Origin of the sequence: Mesorhizobium sp. BR1-1-2, assembly GCF_020165435.1 — a bacterium.
Lineage (GTDB): Bacteria > Pseudomonadota > Alphaproteobacteria > Rhizobiales > Rhizobiaceae > Mesorhizobium.
In genome coordinates this window covers 81,917-100,027 of record NZ_JAIUID010000013.1, presented here as the reverse complement: position 1 = coordinate 100,027, position 18,111 = coordinate 81,917, and the positions used below count along the sequence as shown (strand labels likewise).

Here is an 18,111-nt window from a genome sequence, read left to right as displayed (position 1 = left end):
ATTGAGGCGTCGGACTGTCCGAAACGTCTAATCCCTCCGCCGGTACAAACCGGATCAGGTTCAGCGGGTTGGCGAGACTGCCTCTCAGCCGGTCCGCGAAACATCGCGTCCGGCACCCCGTTAGAGCGCTTCGACACATAGGCCCGGCCGGTGAACCGCGCAAGTGGCAGTTTGCCGGCCTTCCGTTTCCGCTGCCGGGCTGGTAAGGGCCACACGATATGAGCACATTCACCATCCTGCTTGGCGGCGATCTCATCCGCACGCCACGGCTCGACCGTCAAGTCGAGGGAACCCGCGTCATCGCCGCCGATGCCGGCATCGGCCATGCGAGGACGCTCGGCCTTGTGCCGGAATTGTGGGTCGGCGATTTCGATTCCGTGCCCGCCGACCTGCCGGATGAGTTGGCTGCCGTGCCGCGCCGAACCTTTCCTGCAGAGAAGGACGCCACCGATGGCGAACTCGCGATATCGGCCGCCCTGGAGCGCGGCGCGACCGGCCTCGTGCTTGCCGGCGCCTTCGGCGGCAAGCGCGCCGACCATGCCTTCCTGCACATGGCGCTCGCCCTGCGGCTGGCCGGGGCCGGGACAAAGGTGCTGTTGACCAGCGGCGCGCAGGAAGGCGTTCCCCTGGCGCACGGCACGGCCGGCTTCGACTATGCCGACCGCACCCTGTTCTCGATCCTGGGTTTTTCCGAGCTTACCGGACTGACCGTCGCCGGTGCGAAATGGCCGCTTGACCGTGTCAAGGTCGCGTTCGGCTCGTCGCTGACCATCTCCAACGAGGTCAAGGGCAGGCTGGAGATCGCGCTGGGAGCGGGCCGCGCGCTGCTGCTCGCCCATCCCTATCCCTTGCCAGAAAGCTGACATGGCGCCGCCTCTTCTCAATCTCGACGGAATAAAACTGACCTTCGGCGGCACGCCCCTGCTCGACGGCGCCGACTTGGCAGCGTCGGCCGGCGACAAGATCGCGCTGGTCGGCCGCAACGGGTCCGGCAAGTCGACGCTGCTCAAGATCGCCGCCGGCCTAATCGAGCCGCAGGACGGCGAGGTGTTCCGCCAGCCATCGGCGACCGTCCGCTATCTGCCGCAAATGCCCGACATGGACGGCTTTGCAACCGTGCGCGCCTATGTCGAGGCCGGGCTCGGTCCCGCCGACGATCCTTATCGCGCCAGCTACCTGATGGAGCATCTCGGCCTCTCGGGCGAGGAGCGGCCAGGCGACCTGTCTGGCGGCGAAGCCAGGCGCGCCGCCCTTGCGCGCGTCATGGCGCCGGAGCCCGATATCCTGCTGCTTGATGAGCCGACCAACCATCTCGATCTGTCGGTGATCGAATGGCTGGAAGAAGAACTCGTCCGCACCTCCTCGGCTCTCATCGTCATCTCGCACGACCGCCGTTTCCTCGAGCGCGTCTCGCGCGCCACCGTGTGGCTCGACCGGGGTCAGACCCGCCGGCTGGATAAGGGCTTTGGCCATTTCGAGGAATGGCGCGACCAGGTGCTTGAGGAAGAAGAGCGCGAACAGCACAAGCTCGGCCGCCAGATCGTGCGCGAGGAACACTGGCTGCGCTATGGTGTGACTGCGCGGCGCAAGCGCAACATGCGCCGTTTGGGCGAATTGCAGACCATGCGCCAGCGTTTTCGCGGCCATCGCGGCGCTGAAGGCACGGCGACGATGGTGGCCAGCGACGCCGCCGAATCCGGCAAGCTGGTGATCGAGGCCAGGAACATCGAGAAGAGCTTTGGTGACCTCACCGTGGTCAAGGGGTTTTCGACCCGCATCCAGCGCGGCGACCGCGTCGGCCTCGTCGGGCCGAACGGCGCCGGTAAGACGACGCTTCTGAAGATGCTGACCGGGGAGTTGCAGCCGGATGCGGGTTCGGTGCGGCTCGGCACCAATCTGGAGATCGCCACGCTCGACCAGAAGCGCGAGGCGGTCGATCCGCAGGAAACGCTGGCGCAATATCTCACCGACGGGCGCGGCGAGAACCTCGTCATCAATGGCGAGCAGCGCCACGTCGTCTCCTACATGAAGGACTTCCTGTTCAAACCCGAGCAGGCGCGCACGCCGGTGCGCGAGCTTTCCGGCGGCGAGCGGGCGCGGCTGATCCTGGCACGCGTGCTGGCCCGACCGGCCAACCTGCTGGTGCTCGACGAGCCGACCAACGATCTCGACATGGAGACGCTGGAGCTGCTGCAGGAACTGGTCGCCGGCTTTGCCGGCACTGTCATCCTGGTCAGCCACGACCGCGATTTCCTCGACCGCACCGTGACCAGCGTGATCGCGCCGGATGGCGATGGCCGCTGGGTCGAATATGCCGGCGGCTATTCCGACATGCTGGCGCAGCGCGGTGGCACCAGGCTCGATGACCGCAAGGCGCGGGCGAAGGCGAATGCAAGCGAGGCGCCGACGGCCAAGGCGGACAGCGCCGCCGCCAAAGGCCCTGCAAAAAAGCTTTCGTTCAAGCAGAAATTCGCGTTGGAATCGCTGCCCAAGAAGATCGAGGCGGTCACAGCCTCGATCTCGCGGCTGGAGAACAACATCGCCGATCCCGCCTATTACGAGCGCGATCCGGCTTCGTTCCAGAAAACCATCGCCGCCCTAGACAAGGAACGCGCCACGCTGGCCGCGCTCGAGGAAGAGTGGTTGGAGCTGGAAATGCTGCGCGAGGAGATGGAAGGGTGAATGATTGCATGTGGTCTTTTATGCGCATGCGTTATGCGCATAAAAGTCATATCCATGATTCAATCGACTCCAAAAGAACCGAGGAATGTCCGTCAACACGTCCATTGACTCTCAGTTGATCAAAGACGCCAAGGCATTGGGCATCAACATTTCCCGCGCAGCCGAGGCTGGTATCGCGAAAGCGATAGCGGCGGAAAAAACACGTCGATGGCAGGAAGAGAACAAGGAAGCCATCGAAAGCTCCAATGAATATGTCAAGCGCAACGGACTGCCATTGGCCAAACGCCGGCCGTTCTGATGGCGCGTTACGATTTCTATCGGAATGCTGAGGGCGATGGACATCTTCTCGATGTGCAATCAGACCTTCTTGAAGGGCTGAGCACGAGGGGCGTCATTCCTTTGATGCCGTCTAACATAGCGCCGGTTCCTGGCCGCCGACTAAACCCGAGCTTCGCTATAAAGGCCAAGATCATGTGATGGTCACCCAGTTCATGTCGGCCTTGACGGCCTCCGAATTGCCGGATGCCGAGGGGAATCTCTCCGGGCATCCCGACGACATCGTCGCCGCGCTCGGCATGCTGTTCCAGGATTTCTGACCGAAGTCGACTTTACCTCAGCCGGCCGTCTTAGCCTGCCAGGCCTTGATCGCCTCGTCGAACACCTTCTCGCCGGGAATGCCCTTTTCCATGGTCAGCAACGCCCGACGCCCGGTCTTGTAGACGACCGGCACGTCGATCCAGTCCTGTCCCCGAAGCAGGGTCAGGTTGGCGTCCTCGTCGGCCTTGGTGTCGTTGAGCGCGACGAGGAAGAAGCCGTCGGCGATCTTGGCCGGAATGCCGATCAGCGGGCTGCCGGCATCCTGCTCGGAACTCTTCATGGCCACGCGCAGGATGTTATCGACGCCGCCGCCTTCGAAACCGTCGGGCGTCAGGAAGATCATCTCGATGATGTGGCTGGCCGGCAGCGTCTGGTCGGTGTTGCGGCGGATGGTCATGCGCAACTGGATGTCCTTGCCGGGAATGGTTGCCTCGGCGCGGATCGCCGGCTCGGGCGGCAGGTCGCCGCCAGGCGATTCCTGCACCAGCGACCAGACGATGTTGCCCGGCTCGGCCGAACCCTGCGCGGTGCTGGTGCGCTCCTCATAGAAGATCGCCTTCTGGCCAACCGGCAGAGAGGTTTGCGTCGGCGCGCCGGCCGGCGATGGCGGCGTGGCGGCGCTACCAGCCGGTGCCGCGGGTGCGGTTCCATTGGGGGGTGGCGCCACTGGCGCGGCGCCTGGCGCAGGGGGCGTGGCCCCCGCGGGCGCGCCTGCGGCCGGCGGGCCTCCTGCCGGAGCCGACAAGGCCGGGGTGGTCGTGGCTGAAGGCGGCGTTGTCAGCGCCGCGACGGACTCGCCCTCGCCCACGCCGTTCTGTCCGCCGGCCGGGCCAGGATCGACCTCGCTGCCTTGCGGCGTCAGTCTTTGGGTGAACTTCGGTGTCCCCTCGGGCTCGGCACCACCGGCCGCAGGTGCGGGGGGCGTTGCCGCCGCATCGCTCGTTGGCTTGGCGGGCGTCGATTTGACTGGCTCGGTCGTCGCGACCTTGCTGCCGCCGCCCAGGCCCAGCATCTTGCCGAAGGCGTCCTTGTTTAGCCAGATGCCATAGCCGCCGCCGGCAATGACCAGCAAAGCAATGGCGGCCGCGATCAGCCCGCCATAGCTGCGCTTGCGTTCAGCCGGACGCGCACGCTGGAAAGTATCGGCGGACGCAGGCTCTTCCTCGCCCCCAAAGACATCGGCCTGCTCGTCGTCCTGACCCGCATCCATGCCAGGCTGAGCCCTGTCCTCGAACTCCGGGGCCGGCTGCACCGCTGCGGGCTTTTGCCAGTTCGTCTCGGCCTCGACGGCGGGCGATGCAGGCTCGGAGACGTCTGGCTTCGGAGCCGGTGGTGCCGGCGTGTAGGGTTTAGCGTTCGGGGCGGGCGCTGCCGGCCAGGCCGGCTCCGCCTTCACCGGCTGCTTGGTATGGTTCGGCTGGTTCTTGTTGCGGTCGATGGAGGAAAATATGTGCTCCAGTTCGGCAAGCGGATCGGTCTCCGGCACGCTTTTGGCATATTCGCGCTCGAGCCTCGATATGGCGTCTTCCAGGCCGCGCTTCTGCCTTTCGGCATCCGACGGCGAAAGCGGCGGATCGCGCTCGGCAATCTTCTTTGCAATCGTCGAGCGCGCTTTGTCGTAGACTTTGGCCCGCAGCTCAGGCGTGGGATCGCCAAAATTGTTTATCGTATCCCTCAGAGCAGAAACGAAATCTTTCGCCATGCGTCAGTCGACCTGTATTTGCTCCCGGACCGGCCTCCGCAAATCAGCCGCAACGCCCGGAAAGGCTTGAGAAACTAGTCTTGAAACGGATCGGTCACAAGTATCGTATCGTCCCGTTCCGGGCTGGTGGAGAGGAGCGCGACCGGCGCGCCGATCAACTCCTCGATATGGCGGACATATTTGACGGCCTGGGCCGGGAGGTCGTTCCAGCTGCGGGCGCCGGCGGTGGTGCCTTTCCACCCCTCCAGCGTCTCGTAGATTGGCTCGACGCGGGCCTGCGCGCCCTGGCTGGCGGGCAGATAGTCGATCGTCTCGCCGTCGAGGCGGTAGCCGGTGCAGACCTTGATCTCGTCCAGCCCGTCAAGCACGTCGAGCTTGGTCAGCGCGATGCCCTTGATGCCGTTGACGGCGACGGCCTGGCGCACCAGCACCGCGTCGAACCAGCCGCAGCGGCGCTTGCGGCCGGTGACGACGCCGAATTCATGGCCGCGCGTGCCGAGGAATTCGCCGATCTCGTTCTGCTGCTCGGTCGGGAACGGACCTTCGCCGACGCGCGTCGTATAGGCCTTGGTGATGCCAAGCACATAGCCGATGGCGCCCGGGCCCACGCCGGCACCGGCTGCCGCCTGGCCCGCGACGGTGTTGGACGAGGTGACGAACGGATAAGTGCCATGATCGATGTCGAGCAGCGTGCCTTGCGCGCCCTCGAACAGGATGCGCTCGCCGGCCCGGCGCTTGTCGTCGAGCACCTTCCAGACCCGGTCCATGTAGGGCAGGATTTCGCCGGCGACCGAGGTCAACTCTTGCATAACCGCGTCATGCGTGGCTTCGGCATGGCCAAGTCCGCGACGCAGTGCATTGTGATGCGTCAACAGCCTGTCGACCTTCAAGGGCAGTGTTTCCAAATCCGCCAGATCCATCACCCGCACCGCGCGCCGGCCCACCTTGTCCTCATAGGCGGGGCCAATACCGCGGCGGGTCGTGCCAATCTTGGTTCCGGAATTTGAGGCGGCGTCCTCGCGGAAGCCGTCCAGTTCCCGGTGCAGGGACAGGATAAGCGCTGTGTTTTCGGCTATTTTCAGGCGCTCCGGCGTTACCTCGACGCCTTGCCCCTTGAGCTTCGCCACTTCGGCGACGAATGCGTGCGGATCGAAGACGACGCCATTGCCGATAATGGACAGCTTGCCCTGCCGCACGACGCCCGACGGCAGCAGCGACAGCTTGTAGACCTTGCCGTCGACGACCAGCGTATGGCCGGCATTGTGGCCGCCCTGGAAACGCACCACGACATCGGCGCGCTCCGACAGCCAGTCGACGATCTTGCCCTTGCCTTCGTCACCCCATTGCGAGCCGACGACCACCACATTGGCCATGTTTCTTTTCCTTCGAGGCGCCGCCGCGCGGCTTGGATACGGTTCGAAACGACAGGCCTCTATAACGTCAAGAGCAGGCCGATGCGACCTTTCTTTGCCGCCGAAAATGAACTGAGGCACAACAATTTTCAGCTTTGACATCATTTACTTGTCCATGCGGGGGCAATAGGCCGGCAGGCACGCCCCATTCACCTCCTCCCGCTGCGACCCGCCATGCACCGAAGCGCCTACATGTTCCTGCTGCTCACCACCTTGCTGTGGGGCGGGAACTCGGTGGCCGGCAAGCTGGCGGTCCATCACGTCTCGCCGATGACGCTGGTCTTCCTGCGCTGGGTGCTGGCGGTAGCGATCCTGCTGCCGATCGGCTGGAATGCGCTGAAAAGAGATTGGCCCGTCGTGCGCAGGCACTGGTTCGTGCTCGCCGCACTTGGCGCCAGCGGCTTCACCTTGTTCAACACGATCTTCTATACGGCGCTCAATTACACGACCGCGATCAACGTTTCGATCGAGCAGGCGGCGATGCCTATCCTGATCATCGTAGCCAATTTCATCTTCTTCCGCCTGCGCGTGAACTGGGCGCAGATCGCCGGCGTGGTGCTGACGATCTTCGGCGTCATCCTGACCGCCTGCCACGGCGATCCGCGCCGGCTGCTGACATTGGAGCTCAATTTCGGCGACGCCATCATGCTGGTCGCGGTCATTCTCTATAGCGGCTATTCGGTCGGGTTGCGGCTGAAGCCGGCCATGCAATGGCAGAGCCTGATGCTGGCCATGTCGCTCGCCGCGCTCGTCACCTCCCTGCCGTTCTTCCTATGGGAAATCGCGGCCGGCAAGGTCATCGTTCCCGACGCGCGCGGCTGGGCGGTGATCGTCTATACCGCGATCGGCGCCTCGGTCGTGTCGCAGATATTCTACATCAGGGGCAATGAGCTGATCGGCGCCAACCGGGCCGGCCTGTTCATCAACCTGGTACCGATCTTCGGCACCCTGCTTTCGGTGCTGATCGTCGGCGAGACATTCCAGTTCTACCAGGCGTTGGCGCTCGTCCTTGTGCTGGGCGGCATCGCGCTTGCCGAATATAGCGGCCGCAAGGCAGCCATGCCGAGGCGCCAGTAAACTCGCTTCGCGCCCCGTTCGTCAGCTTCGAGGAGAGCGTCGACTCGCCCGGCAATTCGCAGGACTACTGCAATTCCTTGCGTACCGCCGCGACGTCGTCGGACGAGACCGCCGGGGCGGCATTGCCCCAGCTGCCGCGCACGTAAGTGAGGACGTCGGCGATCTCCTGATCCTTCAGGCGCCACGCCAGCGAGGGCATTGCAGGCGTTGTCGGCGCGCGGGCCGTATGCACGGCCTGGCTTCCCGCCAGCACGGCCCGGGCAAGCGTTTCGGCGCTGGCGAATCCGCTGGCGGACGATCAAGATCATCCAGGCTTGCGGCTAGGCGGCATCCGCATCAATCAGCGGACGGATTGATGCCGATGCCGGGAAACGCTCTTGTCTGGCCGGTACGCGGAGCGTCGCGATCGTGCAGTTGCGGGACAAGCCCTACACCCCGCCGACGTCGAACTGCAGCCGCTTGGCCGAATCGATCGATTTGTGCGCCCGCACCTGCTCCAGCACGTTTTCCGGGAACGGCGCATCGAGATAGAGCAGTGCGATGGCATCGCCCCCCGGCCGGTTGCGGCCGAGTTGGAAGTTGGCGATGTTGACGCCGTTCTCGCCGCACACCGTGCCGAGCAGGCCGATAATGCCCGGGGCGTCGGCATTGGTCGTGTAGAGCATGTGCTGGCCGACCTCGGCATCGAGATTGATGCCCTTGATCTGGATGAAGCGCGGCTTGCCGTCGGAGAAGCAAGTGCCGGCGATCGAGCGCGTCATGTGCTCGGTCTTGACCGTCAGCTTGATATAGCCGTCGAACACGCCCGATTTGTCGCGCTTGACCTCGGCAACGATGATGCCGCGCTCCTTCACCATGATCGGCGCCGACACCATGTTGACGTCGGCGACCTGCGGCCGGATCAGCCCGGCAAGGGCCGCGCTGATCAGCGCGCGCGTATTCATCGTCGCGGTCGAGCCGTCGAACAGGATTTCCACCTCCTTGATCGGATCCTCGGTGACCTGGCCGACAAAGGCGCCAAGCACTTCGGCGAGCTTGACGAAGGGTTTGAGCCGCGGCGCTTCCTCCGCGGTGATCGACGGCATGTTGATGGCATTCGAGACGGCGCCCTTGATCAGGTAGTCGGCCATCTGTTCGGCGACCTGTAGCGCGACATTCTCCTGCGCCTCCGCCGTCGAGGCGCCGAGATGGGGTGTGGCCACCACATTCTCCATGCCGAACAATGCGTTCTGTTCGGCCGGCTCGGACTCGAACACGTCGATGCCGGCGCCGGCCACCTTGCCGCTCTTCAGCGCCGCCACCAGGTCGGCTTCGACGACCAGCCCGCCACGGGCGCAGTTGATGATGCGCACGCCGTCCTTCATCTTGGCGATCGCGGCGGCATCGATGATGTTGCGCGTCTTGTCGGTCAGCGGCGTGTGCAGCGTGATGAAGTCCGCGCGCGCGAAGAGCTCGTCCAGTTCAACCTTGTCGACGCCGAGTTCCTCGGCGCGTTTGTCCGACAGGAATGGATCGAAAGCGACGACATGCATCTTCAGGCCGACGCCGCGCGTGGCGACGATCGAGCCGATATTGCCGCAGCCGATGACGCCGAGCGTCTTGCCGGTGATCTCGACGCCCATGAAGCGGTTCTTTTCCCATTTGCCTGCATGCGTCGAGGCGTTGGCTTCCGGGATCTGGCGGGCGAGCGCGAAGATCATCGCTACCGCATGCTCGGCCGTCGTGATCGAATTGCCGAACGGCGTGTTCATCACGATAATGCCCTTGCGGCTGGCCGCCGGTATGTCGACATTGTCGACGCCGATGCCGGCGCGGCCGACAACCTTGAGCCTGGTGGCGGCATTGATCAGCTTCTCGGTAACCTTGGTCGCCGAGCGGATGGCGAGGCCGTCATACTGGTCAATCACTTCGAGCAGCTTTTCCTTGTCCTTGCCGAGATCGGGAAGATAGTCGACCTCGACGCCGCGATCCCTGAAGATCTGAACGGCGGTGGTGGAAAGTTTATCCGAGACGAGAACGCGAGGCATGGGATGGGTCCTTGTTGCTTACCCCCACCCGCCTTCGCTTGGCTCAGGCACCTTCTCCACAAGGGGAGAATGTCAGGCGCCTGCCTTTCTCCCCTTGTGGGAGAAGGTTGCCACGAAGCGGCCGGATGAGGGCTGTTCCAGAAAATGATACCGTTCGAGTTTCAGGCCGCTGCTTTCAGCGACGCCTTCTGCGCGGCGAAGGCCCAGTCGAGCCAGGGCAGCAGCGCTTCGAGATCGGAGGTCTCGACCGTTGCGCCGCACCAGATGCGCAGGCCAGGCGGCGCGTCGCGATAGGAACCGATGTCATAGGCGACACCTTCCTTGTCGAGCGCTGAAACCAGACCCTTGGCGAAGACCGCCTGTGCGTCGGCATCGAGTGCAGCGACTTGCCCGTCGGTGAAGGACAGGCAGACGGACGTGTTCGACCGCGTCGCCGGCTCTACGGCGAGATGGCCAAGCCAGGAGGATTTCGCGACGAAACGGTCGAGCACGGCCGCATTGGCGTCGGCCCTGGCAACCAGCGCGTCGAGGCCGCCAATCGATTTCGCCCAGTTGAGCGCGTCGAGATAGTCCTCGACGCACAGCATCGACGGCGTGTTGATGGTTTCGCCCTTGAAGATGCCTTCGATCAATTTGCCGCCCGAGGTCAGGCGGAAGATCTTCGGCAGCGGCCATGCAGGCTTATAGCTCTCCAGCCGCTCGACGGCGCGGGGCGACAGGATCAGCATGCCATGCGCGCCTTCGCCGCCCAGCACCTTCTGCCAGGAGAAGGTTACGACATCGAGTTTCTCGAAATCGAGCTTCTGCGCGAAGGCGGCCGACGTCGCGTCGCATATGGTCAGACCCTTGCGACTGGCCGGGATGAAATCGCCGTTCGGCACGCGCACGCCCGAGGTCGTACCGTTCCAGGTGAAGACCACGTCGCGGTCGAAATCGATCCTGCCGAGATCAGGCAGTTCGCCGTAACCGGCCTCGAGCTTGCGCACATCGGCAAGCTTCAACTGCTTGACCACGTCGGTGATCCAGCCGGAGCCGAAACTCTCCCAGGCGACCATGTCGACGCCGCGCTCGCCCAACAGCGACCAAAGCGCCATCTCGACGGCGCCTGTATCGGACGCCGGCACGATGCCGATGCGGTAATTGGCAGGAACCTGGAGAATTTCGCGCGTCAGCGCGATCGCCTGTTCGAGCTTGGTCTTGCCGATCTTGGCGCGATGGGAACGGCCGAGCGCAGCAGCTTTCAGCGCCTCGACCGACCAGCCGGGACGTTTCGCGCAGGGACCTGAGGAAAAATTGGGGTTTGCCGGACGGAGTCCGGGCTTCGTATGCGTCGTCATCGTGGTCTATCCTTCCAGATAGTGGCCCCTCGTTGGGGAGGGGTGGCCCACGGACGGCGATATGCGCTCGGGCTTCGGGCGTCAAGGGGAAAGTTTTTGTCGCGGGCAGGATACTGGCGATCCGCGATCAGGATCTCGTGAGCTTCAAACCCAAACGGCGGACCGAAGAGATTCGCCGCCAGGGTTCATGTATGCCAGCCTGCTACCAGAGATCGTAGCGTAGCCCGAGCTTGACCTGATGATTGCTGATTCCCTTGTGGACCGGAAACGAGGTCAGGCTCTCGGCCGTCACATATTCAGCGTCGGGCGCCGAGAAATACTGGTAGCCGAGATCGACGGAAACATTCTTCGACACCTGATAGGCAAGGCCGGCATTCAGCGTATATGCGAAGGAATACTTGGTCTTGTCGTCACTCAGGCCGAAGTCGTCGGTTGGATCGCCATTGTCGGTGAAATAGCTCGCCGAGAGCTTGTGCGTGCTCCTGACGATGCCGATGCCGGCGCCGAGATAGGGTGTTATGCCGACATAGGTACCAAGGTCGACATAGCCGTTGAGCATGCCTGAAAAGGCATAGTTCTTCAGGGACGCCGACGCCAGGGTCGCCTCTGCCGCAGTCGCTGAATCGTCATAGCCAATGCCGATCTTGTTGCCGGGCAGGTAACCCAGATTGAGATCGGCGCGCAGATAGTCGTTGAAGTGGTAGCCGAAGCCGATGCTGGCGAAGATCGGGTCTTCCTTGTTGTCGAAGCTCGCCGGCGTGAAGGCGAAATCCTCATTCTTGAAGCTCTTCTCCACCAGGTAGGAGACATCGCCGCGCAGATACCAGCCCGAGCCGACCTCGACCGGCACGTAGTCAGGCGCCTGGTCGACATAGACCGGCGGATCATAGTCGGCGGCCAGCGCAGGCGTCAGCGGCATGATGGCGAATGTGGCAAGCACCGGCGCCATACGCGATATGAGTTTCATGATCCCCTGCTCCCGATTTCGGCGCCACCAGACGGCAGCCATCGTTTCAGGAAGCATTGTTAACCATAGTGGTTAAGTCGGGGTTAAGGCTAACAGAGCGTTAGCGAATTGATTTTCGGGCAGCCCGACGAACGAAAACCGCCCGGCTGATGCCGGGCGGTTTCGGACCGTTGGATGGCCGGATCTTACTTGGTGTAGATCGGCTCCGGTTCGGGCTGATAGGCCACCGTCGGCGCGGCGCAACCGTTGTTGCCGCCGAACTGGTAACGCAGGCCGCCGCGCACCTCATGCGTGTCGATGCCGCGGTCGAAGCCCGGCCCGGCGCTGCTGATATCCCACTCGAACATGCGGCCGCCCTGGATGTGGCTGTAGCGATAACCCGCGTCCAGGATTAGCTTGTCGGTCAGACAGTAGGAAGCGCCGGCCATGAGCGCGTAGGCAAAGCGCCAGTTTTTCGCACCGGGGTTGAACTCGGTGGTGTTCGGGTCCCTGACATCGTCCCATCTGACATGCGCGCCGCCGATGCCGGCGCCCACATAGGGCGTGATGCCGTGATAGGTGCCGAGATCGACATAGGCGTTGGCCAGCAGCAGCAAGGCGCTCATTTTCGACACTTCGGTCGACGTCGAGAAAGCGTCCGAAGTTCCGCCGTCGAAGTTCGACTTGAACCAGTAATCGGCGGTCAAATCCGTACGAAAATGATCGTTGATCTTGTAGCCGACGCCGGCGCCGAGCGAGAAGCCGCCCTTGAGCTTGCCGAAATCGAAGCTCCTGTCGCCGGGAATGACATTACAATTACAGGGATCGATGGTGTAGGTCGTGTAGTCGATGCCGCGCACTTTCGACTTGTGGTAATCGAGATCGCCGCGAATGTACCAGCCGCCGACATCGACCGGCTGCTCGTATACCGGCGGCGGTGCCTCTTCGACCACCGGCTCCGGAAGGTCGGCCGCGAACACCGGCCATGCCAGGCCCGCGAACAGCGCGGCGAACAGGGCCTTTCTTGCTGTATTGAACATGCTTGTCACCCCCTAGAAACCCTCGGAACAGCGGTCGCGTCCGAATGAGATTGGCTTTCAGGCGTGGATAATGAATAGCAAAGGTTAAAAGGCATTTAACCCTGTCTATTAACCACGAATCTCCAGCATTTGAGGAATTCGGATGGTTCCACGCGTCTCGAGCCAGTTCCGCAGGTAAACAAAAGCCCGCCGGACGGGCGGGCTTCGAAGCAATCAGAGCGGCGTCGCGCCCTCCGGATGCGCCTGAGATCAGGCGGCGCTGCGTGTTTCCGAGATGACCTCGACGATGTCGTTGACGACGGCCTCGACCAGTTGCGGGTCGTCGCCCTCGGCCATGACACGGATCAGCGGCTCGGTGCCGGACGGCCGGATGACGAGCCGCCCCGCCTTGCCGAGGCGTTGACGGGCGTCCTCGATCGCAGCCTTGACCGGAGCTGCCTCGAGCGGCTTGCCGCCGGCGATGCGGACGTTCTTCAGGAGTTGCGGCACCGGCTCGAACTTCTTCGACAATTCGCTGACTGGCCGGCCCTGTCGCTTGATGCAGGCCAGCACCTGCAGCGCCGAAACCAGGCCGTCGCCCGTGGTCGAGAAGTCCGACAGCACGATGTGGCCCGACTGCTCGCCGCCGACATTGAGCCCATGCGCGCGCATATGTTCCACGACATAGCGGTCGCCGACCTTGGTGCGGTGCAATTGCAGTTTCATGTCGCCGAGGAAGCGTTCGAGGCCGAGATTGGACATGACCGTCGAAACGACCCCACCGCCGGCAAGCCGCCCGCTTTGGTGCCAGGACTCCGCGATCATTGCCATGATCTGGTCGCCGTCGACGATCGCGCCGTTCTCGTCAACGATGACGACACGGTCGGCATCGCCGTCGAGCGCGATGCCGATGTCGGCGCGCACCTCGTGCACTTTCTTCTGCAGGCCCGCCGGATGGGTCGAGCCGCATTCCTTGTTGATGTTGAAGCCGTTGGGCTCGACATTGATGGCCACCACTTCGGCGCCCAGCTCCCAAAGCGCCTCGGGGGCAACCTTGTAGGCAGCGCCATTGGCGCAATCGACGACGATCCTCAAACCTGAAAGCGACATCGAACGCGGCAAGGTGCGCTTTGCAAACTCGATATAGCGGTCATGCACGCCATCCACGCGCTTGGCGCGACCAAGCCCGTCGGAATCGGCGAGTGCCAGTTCGATATCCTTGTCCAGCATGCTCTCGATGCGCTCTTCGATCTCGTCGGAGAGCTTGTAGCCGTCGGGACCGAACAGCTTGATGCCATTGTCGTAATAAGGATTGTGCGAGGCCGAGATCATGACGCCGATATCGGCGCGCAGCGAACGCACCAGCATGGCGACCGCCGGCGTCGGGATGGGGCCGAGCAGGAACACGTCCATGCCGGCGGCGCAGAGGCCCGCCACCATGGCGTTCTCGATCATGTAGCCGGAAAGTCTGGTGTCCTTGCCGAGCACCACACGGTGACGATGGCTGCCGCGCTGGAAGGACAGGCCGGCCGCCATGCCGACCCTCATCGCGATTTCCGCCGTCATTGGAAACTTGTTGGCGCGCCCGCGAATACCGTCCGTGCCGAAATAATTTCCTGCCATGCTAGTCAGTGTCCCCGGTGGTTCTTGCCCGGTACGTCATGCCATAATTGGCCGGCGCACTACGATCACATTTCGTAATTATCTGTTACCAATCCTTTAGAAAACCCTTGTTGTGCATTGCACACAGACTGGCGCAACCTAGCCTGATGGCGCTGCCTTGCCATAATATACCATGCCTCTGGACCATTCGACATGGATTTACCCGCAAATTCTTGTCTTCGAGCCGGCAACAGGCAACGATTTCATCACCTTGTCGGCAGAAGCGGGGTTTCGGCGATGTATACGCCACTTAGCATCTGGCGCAACCGACCGTTGAGCGTTATTGATTTGCAGGGACGTATAATGGGCTGCTGCAACGGAGAAACGCCATGCTCATCCACCGACTTGCCACTTTGACCGGCCTTGCGGTCGCGACGTTATTCCTGGCCGCGCCAGCCAACGCGCTGACGATGGCCGAGTGCAGCACGAAGTATAACGCGGCCAAGGACGCGGGAACACTTGCCGGCCAGACCTGGAACCAGTTCCGCAAGGCGCAGTGCGGTACCGATGCCGCCGCGGCGGCCAAGCCCGACGCCAAGGCAGCGGACACCAAGGCGGCCGATACGAAGCCGGCCAAGGCGACCAAGGCTGCGGCTGCCGCCGCCGACGACGGAGCGAAAGGCCTGACCGCAAAGGAATGCAGCACCAAGTACCAGGCGGCCAAGGCTGCCGGCACGCTCAACGGCATGAAGTGGAACGACTTCCGCAAGAGCGAATGCGGCGCCGGCGCATCCGCTGCCGCCGCCACCAAGCCGGCGACCACCAAGGCGGCAACCACGGCTGCGGCGACCGACAGCGCGGGCAAGGGCCTGAGCATGGCCGAATGCAGCAGCAAGTACCAGGCGGCCAAGACCGCCAATACGCTCAACGGCATGAAGTGGAACGACTTCCGCAAGGCCGAATGCGGCGCCGGCGCCTCGGACGATGACACCGTCCCGGCTCCAACAGAGGCGACCTACACCAAGGAGCCGGCAAAACCGACTGTCGCTGCGCCGAAGGGCGTGAGTTTCCCGACCGCGATCTCGCCGAAATTCGCCACCGAAACCCCGGCCAAGGCCCGCATGCATACCTGCCTCCAGCAGTATTATGCCAACAAGGACGCCAACACGCTTGGCGGCTTGAAGTGGATCCAGAAAGGCGGCGGCTTCTACAGCCTGTGCAATGCCAAGCTGAAGAGCTGAGCGACAGCACTATTTGAGGAAAGTAAGGCCCGCGAGCCACAAGGTTCGCGGGCTTTTTTGCCCGCGGCTTCAGCAGGATCCCAGCTGTGCTGATGAGAGGCGCGCTTTCGGCGACGCTGCAGTCTCCCCACCTGGGAGAGATGGCCGGCAGGCCAGAAGGAGGCGCGAAGGATCGCTGCCTGTTCCAGCCTGGTTGCCTTGCATTCCAGAAAAAGCCGAGCGAGGGTGGCTCGAGGAATCGAACGGCAAGAGAGACCCTCCCGCAGCCCGGAAGGCTTAACCTCGATTTGTCGGCGGACGCTGGCCCTCTGAGCTGCCGGGCATCTTCCACAAAGTGGGAAGATTGGCTGTCACGCCGGCTTCCGCCAATCACCCGACCAACCTTGCAGGTGCAGGCTACGGAGAAACTCGGCAGCCTGCCCCAAACAGAAACGCCGCGGTCGAACCGCGGCGTTTCTCAATTTGGTCTTGGCCGGGTTCAGCTCGACGGCTGCGGTTCCATGCCGCCTTCGGGCTCGGGGCCCTTTTTGCGGCGGCCCGACTTCGGCACGGCCGAACCACGGCTCGGCGGCGTGTCGTCGCCAAGGTCGCGCGCGGGCTTCTCGCCGGCGATCAGCTGCTTGATCTCGTCGCCCGACAGGGTCTCGTATTCGAGCAGGCCCTGTGCCAGCGCGATCCATTCCTTCTTCTTCTTGGTCAGCACCGACCTCGCGGTCGAATAGGCCTCGTCGATCAGGCGGCGCACTTCGGCGTCGATGATCTGCGCGGTCTCTTCCGAAATGTTCTGCGTGCGCGCCACCGAATGACCGAGGAACACTTCCTCCTGGTTGTCGCCATAGGCGACATGGCCGAGCTTGTCGGAGAAGCCCCAGCGCGTGACCATGGCGCGCGCCAGCTTGGTCGCCTGCTCGATATCGGAGGAAGCTCCCGACGTGATGTTCTCCTTGCCGAACTTGAACTCCTCGGCGACGCGGCCGCCCATCATGATGGCAAGCCGTGAGATCATGTACTTGTAGCTCATCGAATAGCGGTCGCCTTCCGGCAGCTGCATGACCATGCCGAGCGCGCGGCCGCGCGGAATGATGGTCGCCTTGTGCAGCGGATCGGCCGACGGCACGTTGAGCGCCAGTATGGCGTGGCCGGCCTCGTGATAGGCGGTCAACTCCTTCTCGGCCTGGGTCATCGCCGAGGAGCGGCGCTCGGCGCCCATCATGATCTTGTCCTTGGCGTCCTCGAACTCGGCCATGGTGACGAGGCGCTTGTTGCGCCGCGCCGCCATCAGGGCGGCCTCGTTGACGAGGTTCATCAGATCGGCGCCGGAAAAGCCCGGCGTGCCGCGGGAGACAACCTTGAGGTCCACATTGGGCGCCAGCGGCACGTTGCGCACATGCACTTTCAGGATCTTCTCGCGTCCGACGATGTCGGGGTTCGGCACCACCACCTGGCGGTCGAAACGGCCGGGCCTCAGCAGCGCCGGGTCGAGCACGTCGGGCCGGTTGGTGGCGGCGATCAGGATGATGCTTTCGTTGGACTCGAAGCCGTCCATCTCGACCAGCAGCTGATTCAGCGTCTGCTCGCGCTCGTCATTGCCGCCGCCGAGGCCGGCGCCGCGATGGCGGCCGACCGCGTCGATTTCGTCGATGAAGATGATGCAGGGCGCGTTCTTCTTGGCCTGGTCGAACATGTCGCGCACACGGGATGCGCCGACGCCGACGAACATCTCGACGAAGTCCGAACCCGAAATGGTGAAGAACGGCACGTTGGCCTCGCCGGCGACCGAGCGGGCGAGCAGCGTCTTGCCGGTTCCCGGAGGGCCGACCAAGAGCACGCCGCGCGGGATCTTGCCGCCGAGCCGCTGGAATTTCTGCGGATCGCGCAGGAACTCGACGATCTCCTCCAGGTCTTCCTTGGCCTCGTCGACGCCGGCGACGTCCTGGAAGGTGACGCGGCCATGCGCCTCGGTCAGAAGCTTGGCCTTGGACTTGCCGAAGCCCATGGCGCGGCCGGAGCCGGACTGCATCTGGCGCATGAAGAATATCCAGACGCCGAGGATCAGGATCATCGGCAGCCACGAGATCAGGTATCCGAACAGCGAGTTGGAACCGTCGGTCTCTGGCCGCGCATTGATGGTGACGTTCTTGTCCTGCAGCCGCGAGACCAGCGACGGATCGCCGGGCGAATAGGTCTGGAAGCCGCTCGAATTGTCGGTGTAGGTGCCGGAGATGCGGGCGCCGGCGATGGTCACCGTCTTGACCCGGCCCGCCGCGACATCCTGCAGGAACTGCGAATAAGGCACATCGCTCGAAGCCCCACGCGTCTGCGGCGTCTGGAACAGATTGAAGAGGGCGATGAGCAGGACCGCTATGATCGCCCAGAGCGCGAGGTTGCGATAGTTCGGATTCATCAATTGTCCCGTTGGCGTCCGCGGGCGGACACGCGTCGTGAGAGGAAACTTGAGCCTAACATAGG

At 63.4% G+C, this 18,111-nt stretch carries 14 protein-coding genes, 1 pseudogene and 1 riboswitch; of the genes and pseudogenes, 6 read left to right on the top strand and 9 right to left on the bottom strand.

The annotated features are described in order from the left end of the window. Positions 1-14: 14 nt before the first annotated feature. Positions 15-130, bottom strand: a riboswitch (TPP riboswitch). A gap of 88 nt (positions 131-218) precedes the next feature. The 4 genes and pseudogenes from LB551_RS23875 (at position 219) to LB551_RS30175 (ending at position 3,278) form a co-directional block, all read left to right on the top strand. Beyond that, positions 219-863, top strand: a complete 645-nt coding sequence (locus LB551_RS23875; RefSeq protein WP_224625247.1) for a thiamine diphosphokinase — start codon at positions 219-221, stop codon at positions 861-863. Position 864: 1 nt separating this feature from the next. Beyond that, positions 865-2,682, top strand: a complete 1,818-nt coding sequence (locus tag LB551_RS23870; RefSeq protein WP_224625246.1) for an ABC-F family ATP-binding cassette domain-containing protein — start codon at positions 865-867, stop codon at positions 2,680-2,682. An 85-nt stretch (positions 2,683-2,767) separates the two neighbouring features. Further along, positions 2,768-2,980 (top strand): type II toxin-antitoxin system CcdA family antitoxin, encoded by a 213-nt coding sequence (locus LB551_RS23865; RefSeq protein ID WP_224660605.1) that lies wholly within the window; start codon positions 2,768-2,770, stop codon positions 2,978-2,980. Beyond that, a pseudogene (locus LB551_RS30175) lies at positions 2,980-3,278 on the top strand (CcdB family protein). The gene LB551_RS23865 and the pseudogene LB551_RS30175 overlap by 1 nt, the downstream one beginning before the upstream one ends. Before the next feature lie 17 nt (positions 3,279-3,295). Here the strand turns inward: LB551_RS30175 and LB551_RS23855 are convergent. Continuing rightward, complete coding sequence (locus LB551_RS23855) at positions 3,296-4,981, bottom strand: hypothetical protein (RefSeq protein ID WP_224660603.1); 1,686 nt, start codon at positions 4,979-4,981, stop codon at positions 3,296-3,298. A 74-nt stretch (positions 4,982-5,055) separates the two neighbouring features. After that, positions 5,056-6,354 (bottom strand): adenylosuccinate synthase, encoded by a 1,299-nt coding sequence (locus tag LB551_RS23850; protein WP_140493285.1) that lies wholly within the window; start codon positions 6,352-6,354, stop codon positions 5,056-5,058. A gap of 213 nt (positions 6,355-6,567) precedes the next feature. Between LB551_RS23850 and LB551_RS23845 the strand changes: the two genes are divergently transcribed. Further along, positions 6,568-7,470, top strand: a complete 903-nt coding sequence (locus tag LB551_RS23845; protein WP_224660602.1) for a DMT family transporter — start codon at positions 6,568-6,570, stop codon at positions 7,468-7,470. Between the two features lie 64 nt (positions 7,471-7,534). Here the strand turns inward: LB551_RS23845 and LB551_RS23840 are convergent, their stop codons facing one another. The 6 genes from LB551_RS23840 to glmM all read right to left on the bottom strand — a co-directional run bounded on the left by LB551_RS23840 (position 7,535) and on the right by glmM (position 14,422). Then, positions 7,535-7,702, bottom strand: a complete 168-nt coding sequence (locus tag LB551_RS23840) for a c-type cytochrome (RefSeq protein WP_224660601.1) — start codon at positions 7,700-7,702, stop codon at positions 7,535-7,537. A gap of 196 nt (positions 7,703-7,898) precedes the next feature. Continuing rightward, complete coding sequence (gene serA, locus LB551_RS23835; protein WP_224660600.1) at positions 7,899-9,497, bottom strand: phosphoglycerate dehydrogenase; 1,599 nt, start codon at positions 9,495-9,497, stop codon at positions 7,899-7,901. Positions 9,498-9,658: 161 nt separating this feature from the next. Continuing rightward, positions 9,659-10,834, bottom strand: coding sequence for a phosphoserine transaminase (locus LB551_RS23830; protein ID WP_224660599.1), 1,176 nt, complete (start codon positions 10,832-10,834; stop codon positions 9,659-9,661). Positions 10,835-11,036: 202 nt separating this feature from the next. Next, positions 11,037-11,801 carry an outer membrane protein gene (locus LB551_RS23825; protein WP_140550860.1) on the bottom strand — a complete coding sequence of 255 codons (765 nt, stop codon included), beginning with the start codon at positions 11,799-11,801 and terminating at the stop codon, positions 11,037-11,039. 185 nt (positions 11,802-11,986) lie between these two features. Next, the gene (locus tag LB551_RS23820) at positions 11,987-12,820 is read right to left on the bottom strand and encodes an outer membrane protein (protein ID WP_140550859.1); all 834 of its coding nucleotides are present in this window, start codon (positions 12,818-12,820) and stop codon (positions 11,987-11,989) included. 249 nt (positions 12,821-13,069) lie between these two features. After that, positions 13,070-14,422: a phosphoglucosamine mutase gene (glmM, locus tag LB551_RS23815; RefSeq protein WP_140550858.1), complete on the bottom strand. Its 1,353-nt coding sequence runs from the start codon at positions 14,420-14,422 to the stop codon at positions 13,070-13,072. Between the two features lie 368 nt (positions 14,423-14,790). Here glmM and LB551_RS23810 point away from each other — a divergent pair, with 368 nt between their 5' ends. Then, positions 14,791-15,642 (top strand): hypothetical protein, encoded by an 852-nt coding sequence (locus LB551_RS23810; RefSeq protein ID WP_224625236.1) that lies wholly within the window; start codon positions 14,791-14,793, stop codon positions 15,640-15,642. Positions 15,643-16,120: 478 nt separating this feature from the next. Here the strand turns inward: LB551_RS23810 and ftsH are convergent, their stop codons facing one another. Beyond that, positions 16,121-18,046: an ATP-dependent zinc metalloprotease FtsH gene (gene ftsH / locus LB551_RS23805; protein WP_140493260.1), complete on the bottom strand. Its 1,926-nt coding sequence runs from the start codon at positions 18,044-18,046 to the stop codon at positions 16,121-16,123. Between the last annotated feature and the right edge of the window lie 65 nt (positions 18,047-18,111).

Coding starts and splice junctions, on each gene's coding strand:
- LB551_RS23875 (WP_224625247.1), top strand. CDS start 219: ATGAGCACATTCACCATCCTGCTTGGCGGCGATCTCATCCGCACGCCA.
- LB551_RS23870 (WP_224625246.1), top strand. CDS start 865: ATGGCGCCGCCTCTTCTCAATCTCGACGGAATAAAACTGACCTTCGGC.
- LB551_RS23865 (WP_224660605.1), top strand. CDS start 2,768: ATGTCCGTCAACACGTCCATTGACTCTCAGTTGATCAAAGACGCCAAG.
- LB551_RS23855 (WP_224660603.1), bottom strand. CDS start 4,981: ATGGCGAAAGATTTCGTTTCTGCTCTGAGGGATACGATAAACAATTTT.
- LB551_RS23850 (WP_140493285.1), bottom strand. CDS start 6,354: ATGGCCAATGTGGTGGTCGTCGGCTCGCAATGGGGTGACGAAGGCAAG.
- LB551_RS23845 (WP_224660602.1), top strand. CDS start 6,568: ATGCACCGAAGCGCCTACATGTTCCTGCTGCTCACCACCTTGCTGTGG.
- serA (WP_224660600.1), bottom strand. CDS start 9,497: ATGCCTCGCGTTCTCGTCTCGGATAAACTTTCCACCACCGCCGTTCAG.
- LB551_RS23830 (WP_224660599.1), bottom strand. CDS start 10,834: ATGACGACGCATACGAAGCCCGGACTCCGTCCGGCAAACCCCAATTTT.
- LB551_RS23825 (WP_140550860.1), bottom strand. CDS start 11,801: ATGAAACTCATATCGCGTATGGCGCCGGTGCTTGCCACATTCGCCATC.
- LB551_RS23820 (WP_140550859.1), bottom strand. CDS start 12,820: ATGTTCAATACAGCAAGAAAGGCCCTGTTCGCCGCGCTGTTCGCGGGC.
- glmM (WP_140550858.1), bottom strand. CDS start 14,422: ATGGCAGGAAATTATTTCGGCACGGACGGTATTCGCGGGCGCGCCAAC.
- LB551_RS23810 (WP_224625236.1), top strand. CDS start 14,791: ATGCTCATCCACCGACTTGCCACTTTGACCGGCCTTGCGGTCGCGACG.
- ftsH (WP_140493260.1), bottom strand. CDS start 18,046: ATGAATCCGAACTATCGCAACCTCGCGCTCTGGGCGATCATAGCGGTC.